This window comes from Streptomyces inhibens, assembly GCF_022221585.1.
GTDB lineage: Bacteria > Actinomycetota > Actinomycetes > Streptomycetales > Streptomycetaceae > Streptomyces > Streptomyces inhibens.
Map to the genome: position 1 here is coordinate 638,674 of NZ_CP084681.1, position 12,330 is coordinate 651,003.

At 69.1% G+C, this 12,330-nt stretch carries 15 protein-coding genes and 2 pseudogenes; 7 read left to right on the plus strand and 10 right to left on the minus strand.

Annotation, left to right across the window (positions count from 1 at the left end; genetic code table 11):
• The first annotated feature begins 70 nt into the window (after nt 1-70).
• The 4 genes from KI385_RS03085 (at nt 71) to KI385_RS03100 (ending at nt 3,206) form a co-directional block, all read left to right on the plus strand.
• Nucleotides 71-760, plus strand: a complete 690-nt coding sequence (locus KI385_RS03085) for a CBS domain-containing protein (RefSeq protein ID WP_238570687.1) — start codon at nt 71-73, stop codon at nt 758-760.
• The gene (locus tag KI385_RS03090; protein WP_342593424.1) at nt 757-897 is read left to right on the plus strand and encodes a universal stress protein; all 141 of its coding nucleotides are present in this window, start codon (nt 757-759) and stop codon (nt 895-897) included. The genes KI385_RS03085 and KI385_RS03090 overlap by 4 nt, the downstream gene beginning before the upstream one ends.
• Before the next feature lie 478 nt (nt 898-1,375).
• On the plus strand, nt 1,376-2,422 hold the full coding sequence (locus KI385_RS03095) for an alcohol dehydrogenase catalytic domain-containing protein (RefSeq protein WP_238570688.1): 1,047 nt from the start codon (nt 1,376-1,378) through the stop codon (nt 2,420-2,422).
• 76 nt (nt 2,423-2,498) lie between these two features.
• A complete protein-coding gene (locus tag KI385_RS03100; RefSeq protein WP_238570689.1) occupies nt 2,499-3,206 on the plus strand; it encodes a helix-turn-helix domain-containing protein in 708 nt (235 codons plus the stop codon).
• Nucleotides 3,207-3,247: 41 nt separating this feature from the next.
• Here the strand turns inward: KI385_RS03100 and KI385_RS03105 are convergent, their stop codons facing one another.
• From KI385_RS03105 to KI385_RS03120, 5 genes are all read right to left on the minus strand, one after another.
• Nucleotides 3,248-3,724, minus strand: coding sequence for a CBS domain-containing protein (locus tag KI385_RS03105; RefSeq protein WP_238570690.1), 477 nt, complete (start codon nt 3,722-3,724; stop codon nt 3,248-3,250).
• A gap of 39 nt (nt 3,725-3,763) precedes the next feature.
• A complete protein-coding gene (locus KI385_RS03110; RefSeq protein ID WP_342593425.1) occupies nt 3,764-4,225 on the minus strand; it encodes a universal stress protein in 462 nt (153 codons plus the stop codon).
• Nucleotides 4,222-4,410 carry a hypothetical protein gene (locus KI385_RS44145; protein ID WP_342593426.1) on the minus strand — a complete coding sequence of 63 codons (189 nt, stop codon included), beginning with the start codon at nt 4,408-4,410 and terminating at the stop codon, nt 4,222-4,224. Before KI385_RS44145 ends, KI385_RS03110 begins: the two co-directional genes overlap by 4 nt.
• A gap of 106 nt (nt 4,411-4,516) precedes the next feature.
• Entirely contained in the window at nt 4,517-4,876 is a 360-nt protein-coding gene (locus KI385_RS03115; protein WP_238570691.1) for a DoxX family protein, read from the minus strand.
• Nucleotides 4,877-5,046: 170 nt separating this feature from the next.
• A complete protein-coding gene (locus KI385_RS03120; protein ID WP_238570692.1) occupies nt 5,047-5,541 on the minus strand; it encodes a cupin domain-containing protein in 495 nt (164 codons plus the stop codon).
• An 81-nt stretch (nt 5,542-5,622) separates the two neighbouring features.
• Between KI385_RS03120 and KI385_RS03125 the strand changes: the two genes are divergently transcribed.
• Nucleotides 5,623-6,474, plus strand: a complete 852-nt coding sequence (locus KI385_RS03125; RefSeq protein WP_238570693.1) for a LysR family transcriptional regulator — start codon at nt 5,623-5,625, stop codon at nt 6,472-6,474.
• Here KI385_RS03125 and KI385_RS44460 read toward each other — a convergent pair.
• The 4 genes and pseudogenes from KI385_RS44460 to KI385_RS03145 all read right to left on the minus strand — a co-directional run.
• Complete coding sequence (locus KI385_RS44460) at nt 6,440-6,760, minus strand: universal stress protein (protein WP_425356856.1); 321 nt, start codon at nt 6,758-6,760, stop codon at nt 6,440-6,442. The genes KI385_RS03125 and KI385_RS44460 overlap by 35 nt on opposite strands.
• Nucleotides 6,761-6,814: 54 nt before the next feature.
• On the minus strand, nt 6,815-7,276 hold the full coding sequence (locus KI385_RS03135; RefSeq protein WP_238570694.1) for a Crp/Fnr family transcriptional regulator: 462 nt from the start codon (nt 7,274-7,276) through the stop codon (nt 6,815-6,817).
• A 147-nt stretch (nt 7,277-7,423) separates the two neighbouring features.
• Nucleotides 7,424-10,030 carry a cation-translocating P-type ATPase gene (locus KI385_RS03140; RefSeq protein WP_238570695.1) on the minus strand — a complete coding sequence of 869 codons (2,607 nt, stop codon included), beginning with the start codon at nt 10,028-10,030 and terminating at the stop codon, nt 7,424-7,426.
• Between the two features lie 86 nt (nt 10,031-10,116).
• A pseudogene (locus tag KI385_RS03145) lies at nt 10,117-10,281 on the minus strand (universal stress protein); the annotation flags it as partial.
• Between the two features lie 237 nt (nt 10,282-10,518).
• Here KI385_RS03145 and KI385_RS03150 point away from each other — a divergent pair.
• Nucleotides 10,519-11,403, plus strand: a complete 885-nt coding sequence (locus tag KI385_RS03150; protein ID WP_238570696.1) for a universal stress protein — start codon at nt 10,519-10,521, stop codon at nt 11,401-11,403.
• A gap of 319 nt (nt 11,404-11,722) precedes the next feature.
• Nucleotides 11,723-11,956, plus strand: a pseudogene (locus tag KI385_RS03155) (DUF1918 domain-containing protein); the annotation flags it as partial.
• Between the two features lie 34 nt (nt 11,957-11,990).
• Here the strand turns inward: KI385_RS03155 and KI385_RS03160 are convergent.
• Entirely contained in the window at nt 11,991-12,329 is a 339-nt protein-coding gene (locus tag KI385_RS03160) for a TrkA C-terminal domain-containing protein (protein WP_238570697.1), read from the minus strand.
• Nucleotide 12,330 lies beyond the last annotated feature (1 nt).

The following is a 12,330-nucleotide window of genomic DNA, read 5'->3' on the forward strand; positions in this document are numbered from 1 at the left end:
CAGCCGCTGCTCCGGCCACGCTGGAGAGGTGGGGGCAATGCGTCGTCCGCCATGGCGAGAGGAGCTGGAGATGGAGCACCGCACGATAAGTGAGCTCATGGCCAAGAAGGTCGTGAGCGTTCAGCTCGATACGCCGTTCAAGGACATCGCGCAGGTCCTCGCCGACAACGCGGTGAGCGCTGTGCCGGTGCTCGACAGCCTCGGCAGGCCGGCCGGCATCGTCTCGGAGGCCGACCTGCTGCGGAAGGCGGCCGACCAGCCCGATCTCTCCGGCAGGACGCCCTTGCCTCACCTGGAGGCATGGGAACGTGCACGAGCCGAGGGCCGTACCGCCGGTGAGCTCATGTCCGCTCCAGCAGTTTGCGCCCACCCGGAATGGACCGTGGTGGAGGCGGCACGGCTGATGGAGGTGCAGAACGTGAAGCGGCTGCCCGTAGTCGATGAGACGGACATGCTGCTGGGCATTGTCAGCCGCAGCGATCTGCTGCGCGTCTTCCTCCGTCAGGACAAGGCGATCCAGGAGGAGATCTCGCGGGAGGTCATCGGGCGCACCGCACGCCTCGGCGCGTCGAGTGTGACCGCTGACGTCGTGCAGGGGCAGGTGGCACTGCACGGCTCGGTGGACGACCCTCTCCTGATTCCCGTTCTTGTCCGCATGTGCGCCAGTGTCGACGGCGTCGTCTCGGTCTCCGACGACCTGAAGCCGGCGATGGCCGCCGGCGAGGCCGGCTCTGCCGAAGGAAGCGGAGCACACGCATGAAGGACCTCATCACGGTCGGTCCGGACGGCACCCTCCAGTCGCTGTCCGCGGCGCTGTGGGCAGCGCGGGAGGCGGAGCTGCGCCAGGCGCGGCTTCGGCTGCTGCACGCCTGGATCCCGCTCGTCGAAGGGCACTGAGGCGAAGAAGCTCATCGTGCGCTCGGCGTCGTCGCTGGTGTAGAGAGGGCGGGAGGGGCGGTGCTTCGACCAGCCGCGCCGTGGCCGTCGCGAAGATGGGCCCGCGGAAGCCATGGCGGACCAGTCTTGGCAGGTAACCGCAAGGGTCGAGGTGCGCGTGGGTCAGCACTACCGTGTGGATGGAGTCCGCGTCGCACGGCAACCGGCGCCAGTTGCGGCGCCGCGGTTCGGAGATTCCGTGGAACAGTCCGCACTCCACGGGCGTGGTCGCTCTCGACAAGGACAGCACCTCCCATGGCGAAACCTCCTGCCGCTGAGGGCACGGTGCATCACCTTCAACGGTCACACGCGCGGCACCTGGGCAGATGGGGCCGATGCACCCCGTGTGGGGACCGACCGGCCCATGTACCAGGAATGCGCGCCGCCAGAGGCTGGGCATGAAGGCAACGCACTCGCCTCGTGCACGGAGATGCGCACCATGAAGGCACTCGTCCACCACGGGCCCGGCCAGTCCTCATGGGACCAGGTCCCGGATCCTGGCATCAAGGACGCGACCGACGCCGTCGTCCGCGTCGACGCCGTCACGATCTGCGGCACTGACCTGCACATTCTCAAAGGGGATGTGCCCGACGTGGCACCGGGCACTGTGCTGCGGCACGAGGCCGTCGGCGAGGTCATGGAGATCGGCGGCGACGTACGGACCGTCCACCCCGGCGACCGGGTACTGGTGTCGTGCATCTGCGCCTGCGGCCGCTGCCGCTTCTGTAAAGAAGCCCGGTACGGCCAGTGCCTGGGAGGCGGCGGCTGGGTTCTCGGGCACCTGATCGACGGGACGCAGGCCGAATACGTACGCGTCCCGTTCGCCGACCTCTCCGTCCATCCGCTGCCGCATTCCGTGGCGAGCAACGACGCGGTCATGCCAGCAGACATCTTCCCCACGGCCTATGAGGTGGGGGTCTTGAACGGAGCCGTCCGGCCGGGCGACACGGTCGCCGTGATCGGTGCGGGACCCATCGGGCTGGCTGCCATCGTCACGGCGCGGCTCCTCACCCCCGCCCGGATCATCGCCGTCGACCTGGCCGAGTCCCGTCTACAGGCGGCTCGTCGGCTCGGAGCGGACGCAATCGTCAAGGCCTCGGAGGCGCCCGAAGACATGATTTCGGACCTCACCGACGGATTCGGCGCCGATGTCGCCATCGAGGCGGTAGGGGTGCCGGAGAGCTTCGAGCTGTGCACCCGCGTCGTACGCCCTGGCGGCCACATCGCCAACATCGGCGTCCACGGAAAGCCGGCCTTGCTGCACCTCGAAGATCTGTGGATCAAGGACGTGACGATCACAACCGGGCTCGTGGACACCTGTACGACCCCCGTGCTGCTGCGGATGGCGGCAGCTGGACGGCTCGGCCTCTCGTCGCTGGTGACCCACACGTTCCCCCTCGGTCGCATGGAAGAGGCCTACGACGTCTTCTCCACCCCGGCCGACAGCGGCGCGCTCAAGGTCGTCCTGAACGGGCCCGCCCCATGACCGCACTGACCGCGTCCGTTGCGCGAACCGCCGCCGGAGTACCGCTGACCCCGTTCGACGAAGGGATGTGTACACGATGACGGACAAGGAGCCCGACTCCCGCTCGGAGCCGGTCCGGACCCGCAGTGACCTTGGGCGGCGCGCCGCGCTGCGCCGACAGCAGTTGGGGCTGACTCGCGAGGAGGTCGCGGCCCGGGCCGCTGCCTCGCCGGGGTATCTCCAGTACGTGGAGGAAAGCGCTGCCGAACCGGGCATCGGATTCATGCTGCGCCTTGCCGGTGCGCTGGATACGACGGTGGCCGAGCTGGTAGGAGGGACGATGGAGCTGCCGGCGGGCTTCGGCAAGGCCGCGGCCCATCCCGAGGTGCTCGTTCTCAGCCCCGCTGAGTGCCACGAGAGGCTCTCCACCCACGGCGTCGGCAGAGTAGCTGTGACCGTTGATGACGCACCTGCGGTCTTCCCCGTGAACTACACCGTCGCCGACGAGCTGATCGCCTATCGCACCGCCCCGGAAGCCGGACCGGCCGCGGCGGCCGGCCAAGAGGTCGCGCTGGAGGTCGATCACATCGATGACGCATTCAGCCAGGGGTGGAGTGTCCTGGTCGTCGGGCGCGCCCATGTGGTCACCAACTCCTACGAGTCGCGTCGGCTGGAGGAACACGCGCACACCGCCCCTTGGGTGGGTGATGGCCGCCATCAGTGGATCGCGATCCACCCGACTCGGATCACCGGCCGGCGAATTCGCGTCATGGGTGCCCATGCGCCAACGACAGCCACCTCATGAGGACGAGGAGATGAGGAGGAGGCCGGTCGGACGCACGGAGTTCACAGTCCCGGCGCTCGGCTGTGCGCATCCGTATCGTCCGTCGAGTGCGGCGGCCCGGGTGGCTCGCCAAGTGCACACCACGACAGGGGCTCCAGCAGTTCGCCGATGCGCCGTGATACGTCCAAGAGCAGGTCGTCCAGCGCCACCAGACCCGTGAGCCGGCGCCCTTCGACGACGGGAAGCCGCCGAACGCCCGCTCGGCGCATGGTGTGATACGCCTCATCCACATCGTCGTCCGCTCGGACGGTGATGGCCGGTGCCGTCATCACGTCGCTGACCGGAGTGGTCGCACTCGCCTCCGCCGCCAGTCCGCGCACGGTCAAGTCCCGGTCCGTGACAACCCCTTGAATCGTCTCGCCGGACGCCACCACGACGCACCCGACGGTGCACTCGCGCATCCTCTGTGCGGTCTCTGTCAGCGTGGCGTCGGGCGACACTTTCACCACCGGTGTCCGCATCACATCACGGGTTCGCATGCGTGGTTCCTCCCTCCGGGGCCGGGGCCGGGCCCGCGTTCACGCCGGCTGCGGCACGACCGCCACGGGACACTCCGCGATCAGCACCTTGTGGGCCGGTCCCTCAACCGTGGCTCGACGTACCCGCACCGTCGGATACTCACCAGCCGTCTCCTCCAGCGCCTCGTCCAGTACGGCCGATGCCCGCTCCTCGTGGTAGCGCTCCGGATCTCCGGCGAGCAGCGGGTGGTCAGTGGTCTCGTGCGCGAGGCAGCGCCAGGCGCGGACGGCATCGAGAGTGCAGCCACGGGCTGCCGCTTCCCGGAAGGCGAACCGGACGACTTCCGAGCCTTTTGTTGAGTCACCGACGCCAAGGAGAACGCGCTCATGTGTCGCTTCGAGCCCCGCTTTGTCTCCGCGTACGACGATCACGGGGCACCGGGCCCGGGCTCCGACAGCCAGTCCGACCGATCCCAGCAGCAGGCCGGTGAATGCGCCGCGGCCGCGCGATCCGACGATCACCGCAACGCACGGTCGGCTTCGCGCAGCAGCACGGATTCCGGGTCGTCCCGCAGGACCTGTGTGGAGACGTTGACGTCCGCGTTGCGCAGGTTGGCGCGTTCGACCGCGGCCCCGACGATGTTGTCGGCGAGTACTTCCCCGGCATGGCTTTGTTCACGAGTTTCGACAGCAGATGTACGCCTCACCGGGCAGCGCGTGGACGGCGGCGTGTTCGATGTTCATGAGAAGTGGCAGCGGCCGTCAGGCGGCCGGCCCAGCAGTCGCCTCCGCCGGTCGAGGACTGAGCCACGATCACGGCCTGGTGGCCAACCAGACGGTCACGGCCGCTGTGGCGGTGAGTCCGACATTGAGTGTGATCCCGCGGTCTTCGCCGGTCAGGTGAACGGCGATCGCACCGGTCTGCAGGAGTACGAAGCCGACGGCTGCGGCCGGCGCCGGCCAGGGAGCGGTGCCGGTCAGCGGTGGCAGGATCAGACCGGTCGCGCCGATTATTTCGACCGCCCCCAGCGCCCTGAGGGCAGGCAAGGGCATGCGGTCGACCCAAGCCATCATCGGTCGGAGATGATCGCGGCTGCGGATCACCTTCAGCGTGCCTGCGTAGAAGTAGAAGAGCGCGAGCAGTCCCGCGACGATCCAATAGGCGATGTTCATGGTTCCCGTTCATGGGGCCCCGGTTCGCGGGGGCCTGTCGATTGCGTCGAGTGTCAGGGAAGCCCCTGGAGAAGGCCGGTCCGTCGTCCGAGGGGTTCGGACGCGAAAGACGGGAGCGCCACGCCCCACAGGTCGAAGGAGGGCGGCCGAGCCGTTCCGTCCCGTCCGCTTCAGGCGAGGTCGGTGGCGGGCTGTGTCGCGTAGCGGCTCATCGCGTCGATGTTGGCCTGTGGCGTCAGCGGCCGGCCGCCGGCGAGCACCTCCTGAAGGTCTCGGAAGTACTGCACGTACAGGTCGGGTGTGAATGTGCTGAGCATGACGGCGGGTTGGTCGGTCAGGTTGGCGAAGGTGTGCGGGGTGCCGGGCGGAACCATGACGAGCGTCCCCGCGGTGGCGTCGTAGTCCTCGTCCCCGACGGTGAACCGCACGTTGCCGGAGAGGACGTAGAAGCCCTCGTCGTGTTGGCCATGGCGGTGCTGCGGCGGACCCTGCGTGTGCGGGGCGAGGACGGACTCGGTGATCGCGAGGCGGTGCCCGGTGTGGCTGCCGTCCTCCAGAATGCGCATGCGCGTGGTGCCCAGAACGATCGTCTCGCCGTCGCGGGGACCCACCACCGATACGGCGGGGTCGGCCTGCGGCTCGCTGGTCTTGGTTTCTTCGGTCATGTTCACGAGTGCACCGCCGGGACCTCCCCGGTGTCCAAGACCTATTCAGCAGCGCCGATACCTCATGGGTATCGTTGCAGCGTGGAGCTACGGACCTTGCGCTACTTCGTGGCGGTCGCCGAGGAACTCCACTTCGGCCGGGCCGCCACCCGACTGCATATGAGTCAGCCGCCGCTGAGCCGGGCGATCAAGCAGTTGGAAGCCGAGGTCGGGGCTCTGCTCTTCGCCCGCTCGACCACCGGCGTCACGCTCACTCCGGTGGGCACGGTGCTGCTCGACGAGGCGCGAGCCCTACTCGACCACGCCGACCGCGTCCGGGTACGCGTGAGCGCAGCAGCCGACGTCGCGACCATCACCGTCGGCATCTTGGGCGACGGCACCGACCCCGGAGTGGCCAGGCTGGCCGCCGCCTACCGCCGAAACCACCCCAGAGTCGACATCCGCATCCGCGACACCGATCTGACTGACCCGACGTGCGGACTGCGCGCTGGACTGGTCGACGTCGCCCTCACCCGGGCGCCGTTCGACGAGACCGCCCTGACGGTGCGTGCGCTGCGGACCGATCCGGTCGGCGTGGTCCTGCGCGCCGACGATCCGCTGGCCCGCCGCGATGGGCTGCGGCTGGCCGAGCTGCGCGACCGCCGCTGGTTCCAGTTTCCGCAGGGCACCGACCCCATCTGGCAGTCGTACTGGAACGGTGGCAGGCCGCGCGAGGGACCAGTGGTGCGCGCCGTCCAGGAATGCCTGCAGGCTGTGCTGTGGAACGGCACGGTCGGCCTGGCCCCGCTCGGACACGACCTGCCCGCGGAGTTCACCGTGGTACCGCTGATCGACATGGCACCGAGCCGAGTGGTGGCGGTGTGTAACGAAGGAGACACCAACCCGTTGATCCGATCATTCATCGAGATCGCGACAGCCGCGTACCGCCACTGAGCATCGGCAACGGCGCTGCCGCAGCTCGTGAACAATTCGAACGCTGCAGCCCCCGTGACCGCCTCCCACAATGGTGAATATCTGCTGTCCCTTCTCGTCGTGAACAAAGCCACCCGGCAGGGCGCTTCAGGCTCAGCCCGAGCGCCGCGTCCTCGTAACGCTCCCATCGGGAGGCGTACACCAGACGCAGCGGCAGTTCGTGGAGGGCAGCCTCGTCCATCGCCCAGTCGAACGCCAGGAAACCGGCATCCGATCCGTCCACACCGACGACCAGGGGGCGCACCATCGCCCCCACCGCCTTCCCGCGTCGGCGAAGGAGTGTTACGTCGACCGGCTGCCTTCACGGCGGGGCCGGCATGGTGCTTGCTCCGGGCCCGCACATATCGACCAGACGAAGCCGCGTGGCCTGGAGGCGGCGTGCGACCACGTCGAGGACGCGACGGGTCACTGCCAGGCCGAGCGCCGGGTCCGCCTCGCACAGGGCACGCACTGCCGTCGCATCGAACTCGTATGCCCGCACGGGGGTGAATGCCTCCGCGCCCATGCGCCAGGTGTACGGCGGTACCAGCCATGACCAGCCCACCAGGTCGCCATGGCCCAGCATGTCGACAACTGCCGGCCGCCCGCCCGCTACCTGCACGTCGAGATTTACCGAGCCGGTGCGGATGATCCAGAACCGGTCGGCGAGCCCGTGTTCCTCAAAGATCCGCGTCCCTGCCGGAAACGACACCTCATGGGCGAACTGCATCAGGCGTTCGCGCCCGTCGACTGGAAGCGCATTGAGCAGTGGTGTGGTGGTCATGGCGGTTTCTCCCGGATTTCCGCCGACGACGTGCGGCCGCCGGCTTTGCACAAGCCGGTCACCACCAGAGTGCGCACGCGGTCGGTGTTCGGTGCAGGGGCTGTTCGGCGCGCTGTGGTGGGCCGAAGGGCCCCAGGGCAGGGGAGCTCACCGGGACTGGAGGCCGCCACGTTGGTCTGCGGGAGCCGCTCGGAAAAATCTGCTCTGGACACGCATCGCCAGATATCCCCAGCACACAGACGCAAGGCCAAGCGCCAGATCGGGCCAGGCCAACGGCTCGGTTCCCAGCAGAGACCGCAAGGGCGGCAGGAGAATGCCGGCCACCTGAAGGGCCAGGGCAGCCGCCACCGCAGCCAGGAGGAAGGGGTTGGCAAGGCTGCGCGGGCGACTGCGCGACCCGAGGGCGACGCCGAGCTGCGTCGCGCCGAGCACGAGGAAGACCAGGGACTGCCAGGGACGTCCGGTCTGCTGTGCCCAGACGCCCACTGCCAGGGTGCCCGCCGTGACCACGACCCCCATCGCGAGGATGCGAGGCCATAGCCCCGCCCCGAGAACGCTCTGCTCAGGAGGGCGCGCCGGACGCCGCATGACGCCCGGTTCCACCGGCTCCGCGCCCAGCGCCACTCCGGGCAGCCCATGGGTGAGCAGGTTGATCCACAGGATCTGTGCGGGGAGCAGCGGCAGCGCCAGGCCCATGAACGGCCCGATCAGCATGACGAGGATTTCCGCGGTCCCTCCGGTCAGGGCGTACAGCAGGTAGCGACGGACGTTGGCGTAGATGCGTCGGCCTTCTTCCACCGCCGATACGACGGTGGCGAGGTTGTCGTCGGCCAGGACCAGGTCCGCTGCCTGGCGGGCCACTTCGGTTCCGCGCCGCCCCATGGCCACGCCGATGTCAGCGTGACGCAGGGCGGGGCCGTCGTTGACGCCGTCCCCCGTCATCGCCACCACATGCCCGGCGGTATGCCATGCCCGGATGATGTCCAGCTTCTGTTCCGGGCTGGTACGTGCATATACCCGAGAGCCGGTCAACTGCCCGCTGCTCCCCTCGCGAAGACGGTCCCCGGTGGTGACCTGGTCTGCATCGGCCACGATGCCCAGACGGCGCGCGATGGCGGTGGCGGTCAGGGGGTGGTCTCCCGTGATGAGGAGCGGCGTGATGCCTGCCTCGCGGCAGGTGGCGAGGGTGGCGCGGGATGCCTCACGGGGAGGATCGAGAATGCCGACGAGGCCGACGAGGGACAGATGCGACTCCCAGCGCTCCCGTGGTGCTTCCTGCTCCGGTATGTCGGCGGAGGCGATGGCGAGTACGCGGTAGCCCTCGGCCGACCACTCGTCGGCAAGTGCCACGGCCCGCTCGCACAGTGCCGCGTCGGTGCTGAGTACCTCATCGGGCCGCAGCACGGACTCGGGAGCGCCCTTGCAGACGACCCGCAAGCCACCTGCCGGGAGGCGGTGGATGGTCGTCATGCGCTTGCGACGTCGGTCGAAGGGGACTTCCTGAATCCGCGGCAGCCTGCGGTCGATTGCTGTCTTGTCCAAGCCCAGACCTGCCGCTGCGGCAAGCAGCGCCGCTTCCGTCGGATCGCCCAACGCACGCCATGCGGAGTCGCCTTGGTCCGGGGGCTGCAACGCCGCGTCGTTGCAAAGGACCGCGGCTTCCAGGAGCGCCACGAGGTCGGGGGCGTCCTCGGGCGAAACGGTGCTGCCCGCCCGTTCCAGACGGTCGGCCGGCGCGTACCCGCTTCCCGTGACGGTGGCCCGGCTGGTGGGAGTCCACAGCCGCTCGGCCAGCATGCGGCCTTGGGTGAGGGTTCCGGTCTTGTCGCTGGCGAGGACCGTGACGGAGCCGAGCGTCTCCACGGCGGGCAACCGCCGCACGATGGCATGCCGTGCGGCCATGCGGCGCGCCCCGAGCGCGAGCGAAAGCGTCACCGCGGCCGGCAGGGACTCGGGTACGGCCGCCACGGCCAAGCTGATGGCGGCCACGACCATCAACTCCACCGGCTGGCCGCGCACCAGGCCGAGAGCGAGCACCACGGCGCAAAGGGCAACCGTCACCGCTGCCAGCAGTCGGCCGAACGCCGCCAGACGCTGCTGCAGCGGTGTCGGTCCTGGCGCGCGGGTCACCATCGTGGCTATCCGGCCCAAGGTGCTGTCGGAGCCCGTAGCAGTGACCACCGCACGTCCGCGGCCGCGGACGACAACCGTGCCGGCCGCCAGAAGCGGGGGCTGCGATCCCTCCGCGACCTCCTTGGCCACGGGCGCGGATTCGCCTGTGAGCGATGATTCATCGGCCAGCAGCCGCACCGCCTCCACGACTCTCGCGTCAGCGGGGACGATGTCCCCCTCAGCGAGGAGAATCAGATCGCCGGGTACCACGTCCGATGCCGCCACAGAGCGGTCTGCGCCACCACGCAGGACTCTGGCCGCAGGGGCGCTCATCGCGGAGAGGGCCGCCACCGCGTGCTCCGCTTTGACCTCCTGGATGTACCCGGCAGTGGTGTTGACCGTGATGACCAGGATGATGACGGCTGCGTCGGCCAGGTCCCCGGTGGCAAGGGTCAGTGCGGCAGCTGCCAGGAGCACCACGATCAGCGGATCGCGGATCTGCCACCAGACCCGTCGCCACCACGGTGTCGGTTGGCGTGCTGCGATCACATTCGGACCGTGCACCGCGAGGCGTCGCGTCGCTTCGTGCTCGGAGAGCCCCGGCGTGGCATCCGGTGCTGCTCTCTGCTGCTCGGTAGGCACGGTCGACCTCCGGGGGTGGCGGGGCGGCGGGCCTGGTGCGCCTACACCTTCATGTCCCCCGCGATCGACTGCGGCGCATCGAGCCGGCCGACCGAACCGTAGAGCGGCGGGTACTCCCATGCGATCACCGCGTTGACGACGCAATCGGTCCGCTCCGCCTGACGCACCGCCCAGCGCAAGGCATCTTTGGACGATTCCGATCCATCGACTCCGACGACGATGCGGCCGCTTTCCTTCGGCTGGCTGCTCATGGCTACCTCCGCGATGCGGAATCCGGTCGGCACTCCCAGCACCGCCGTGCGCACTCATGCTCTCCCACCAGCTTCCGACGCGGTGAGGCACCGCGCATGGCGACGCCGGTCCACAGCCCCTTCCCTACCCGCCCCAAGGCCGAAAGGCCCGCCGTTGGGCCGTTGAGCCTCTGTCCTCCCTTCCACACAGGCCGCACGATGGCTTCTGGCGGGCCTTCCTTCAAGGCGGTGAGGCAGATGGCCACTCCCCTGGTCGTAGGCACCGACGGTTCCGCTGATGCCCTGCACGCGGTGGACTGGGCCGCCGATGAGGCGGCACTTCGCGGATGTCCGCTGCGCTTGTTGTACGCATCGTTGTGGGCACGCTATGAAGCGTCGGCGCTCTCTGTCGGTGGCCGGCCCCGGGCGCAGCGCGCCAGCGCCGCGTGGAGCATTGCCGCCGCCGCTGAAGAGCGGGCGCGGGCGCGGCGCCCGGAGGTGGCCGTGACGGCCGACGTCTGCGAAGAGGACCCGGTCTACGCACTGCTCGATGCGAGCGACCGTGCTGCCGCGATCATTGTCGGCAGCCGGGGGCACGGCCTCTCCGGCATCATCCTCGGGTCGGTGAGCCTGACGGTCGCAGCTCGTGCCCGCTGTCCGGTCATCGTGGTACGTGGCGATGCCCCGGGCGCGACGCGCGAACGGTGGGTCGTGCTCGGGCTCGGAACGCCGGGCACCACGACCGCGGCCGTCGATTTCGCCTTCACGGAAGCGGCTCTGCGCGGCTGTGGGGTCGAAGTGGTGCACGCTTGGACGCGTCCGCGCCGGGAAAGCGCCACCGTGCGCGCCGGAGAGTTCGACGAGACCCGGCTTTCCCATGAACAGCAGGCGAAGCGGTGGCTGGATGAGGCTCTCGCACGGCCCACGGCCATGCATCCTGATGTGCCCGTGCGTCGTGTCGTGGTCGAGAACCGTGCGCGACCGGCACTCTTGCAGGCCGCTGCCGCCGCAGATCTGCTGGTGGTGGGAGCTCGACGGCGGAGAGACGCGCTCGCGTTGCAGCTGGGACTCGTCAACCACGCGATGCTGCACTACGCGCAGTGCAACATCGCGATCGTTCCCGCCGAAGGAAGTGCCGACTGACCACCATCACAGGTAACGCCATCGCCGGACAGGCGCACACAGAGGCGAGGAGGACTGCCCACTTCTCGCGGGCCCCGATTGCGCGGTGCGCGGTATCGCTCCGCTGCTCCGCGTCTCCCTGTCCTCCTCGTCACTTTCAGTAAAGCTCACACGCCCGCCATGCACGAGATCCGGTCGGGCCTTGTCCATGGGCCGACCGGCCCTGCTTTCGGCCGAGGGCCATCCGGCCCCTGGCACGGGCGCTTCGCCCCATACGCGCCCACCCCTCGCCGTGGCACGGTCGGAACATGGCATTGGCGCGCGCAGAGGAGTGAGGACCGTGAAGGCGGACATCGGCGATCAGCTCGTGGTCGAGAGTCCGACCACGGGTGCCACTCGGCGGGATGGGGAAATCATCGGACTGCACCACGAGGACGGCTCTCCGCCCTATGACGTGCGCTGGTCGGACACCAACCATGTATCGGTCGTCTTTCCTGGGCCCGACGCGCACATCCGGCATGTTGAGCACCCTGCTGGGACGACCACGCCCGGTCCCGCCCGAACGAAGGCCGGCAGGAGGAGAGCCGACACCGCCTGACTTCTGCCGCTCACTGAAAGGCCGACTGGACGTCCTGCTCCGTCGCTTGGTGGGACGCCAGGAGAACTTCGTCGCCGGGACGCAGTCGCATGTCCGGTTCGGGGGCAGTGGGTTGTCCGTCGCGCACCACTGTGGCGATAACCGTCCCATTCGGCAACACGATGTCCGACAGCGCGGCGCCCGCCGTACGGGACCGCGAAGTGATCACCGTCTCCATCACCTCGACGCCGGCCTTGCTCAGGCGCAGCAGCGCGACGGTGTCGGTGGCTCCGGTGGCCTCCTCGATCAGGTAGGCTCGGCGGCAGGCGGAGACCGCCGCTCTGGCCTCGGGCCTCGGCAGGTCGAGCATG

Excerpts from the sequence above, each read along its gene's own strand:
- KI385_RS03085 (WP_238570687.1), top strand. The coding sequence starts at position 71 with ATGGAGCACCGCACGATAAGTGAGCTCATGGCCAAGAAGGTCGTGAGC.
- KI385_RS03090 (WP_342593424.1), top strand. The coding sequence starts at position 757 with ATGAAGGACCTCATCACGGTCGGTCCGGACGGCACCCTCCAGTCGCTG.
- KI385_RS03095 (WP_238570688.1), top strand. The coding sequence starts at position 1,376 with ATGAAGGCACTCGTCCACCACGGGCCCGGCCAGTCCTCATGGGACCAG.
- KI385_RS03100 (WP_238570689.1), top strand. The coding sequence starts at position 2,499 with ATGACGGACAAGGAGCCCGACTCCCGCTCGGAGCCGGTCCGGACCCGC.
- KI385_RS03105 (WP_238570690.1), bottom strand. The coding sequence starts at position 3,724 with ATGCGAACCCGTGATGTGATGCGGACACCGGTGGTGAAAGTGTCGCCC.
- KI385_RS03115 (WP_238570691.1), bottom strand. The coding sequence starts at position 4,876 with ATGAACATCGCCTATTGGATCGTCGCGGGACTGCTCGCGCTCTTCTAC.
- KI385_RS03120 (WP_238570692.1), bottom strand. The coding sequence starts at position 5,541 with ATGACCGAAGAAACCAAGACCAGCGAGCCGCAGGCCGACCCCGCCGTA.
- KI385_RS44460 (WP_425356856.1), bottom strand. The coding sequence starts at position 6,760 with ATGGTGCGCCCCCTGGTCGTCGGTGTGGACGGATCGGATGCCGGTTTC.
- KI385_RS03135 (WP_238570694.1), bottom strand. The coding sequence starts at position 7,276 with ATGACCACCACACCACTGCTCAATGCGCTTCCAGTCGACGGGCGCGAA.
- KI385_RS03150 (WP_238570696.1), top strand. The coding sequence starts at position 10,519 with ATGGCCACTCCCCTGGTCGTAGGCACCGACGGTTCCGCTGATGCCCTG.
- KI385_RS03160 (WP_238570697.1), bottom strand. The coding sequence starts at position 12,329 with ATGCTCGACCTGCCGAGGCCCGAGGCCAGAGCGGCGGTCTCCGCCTGC.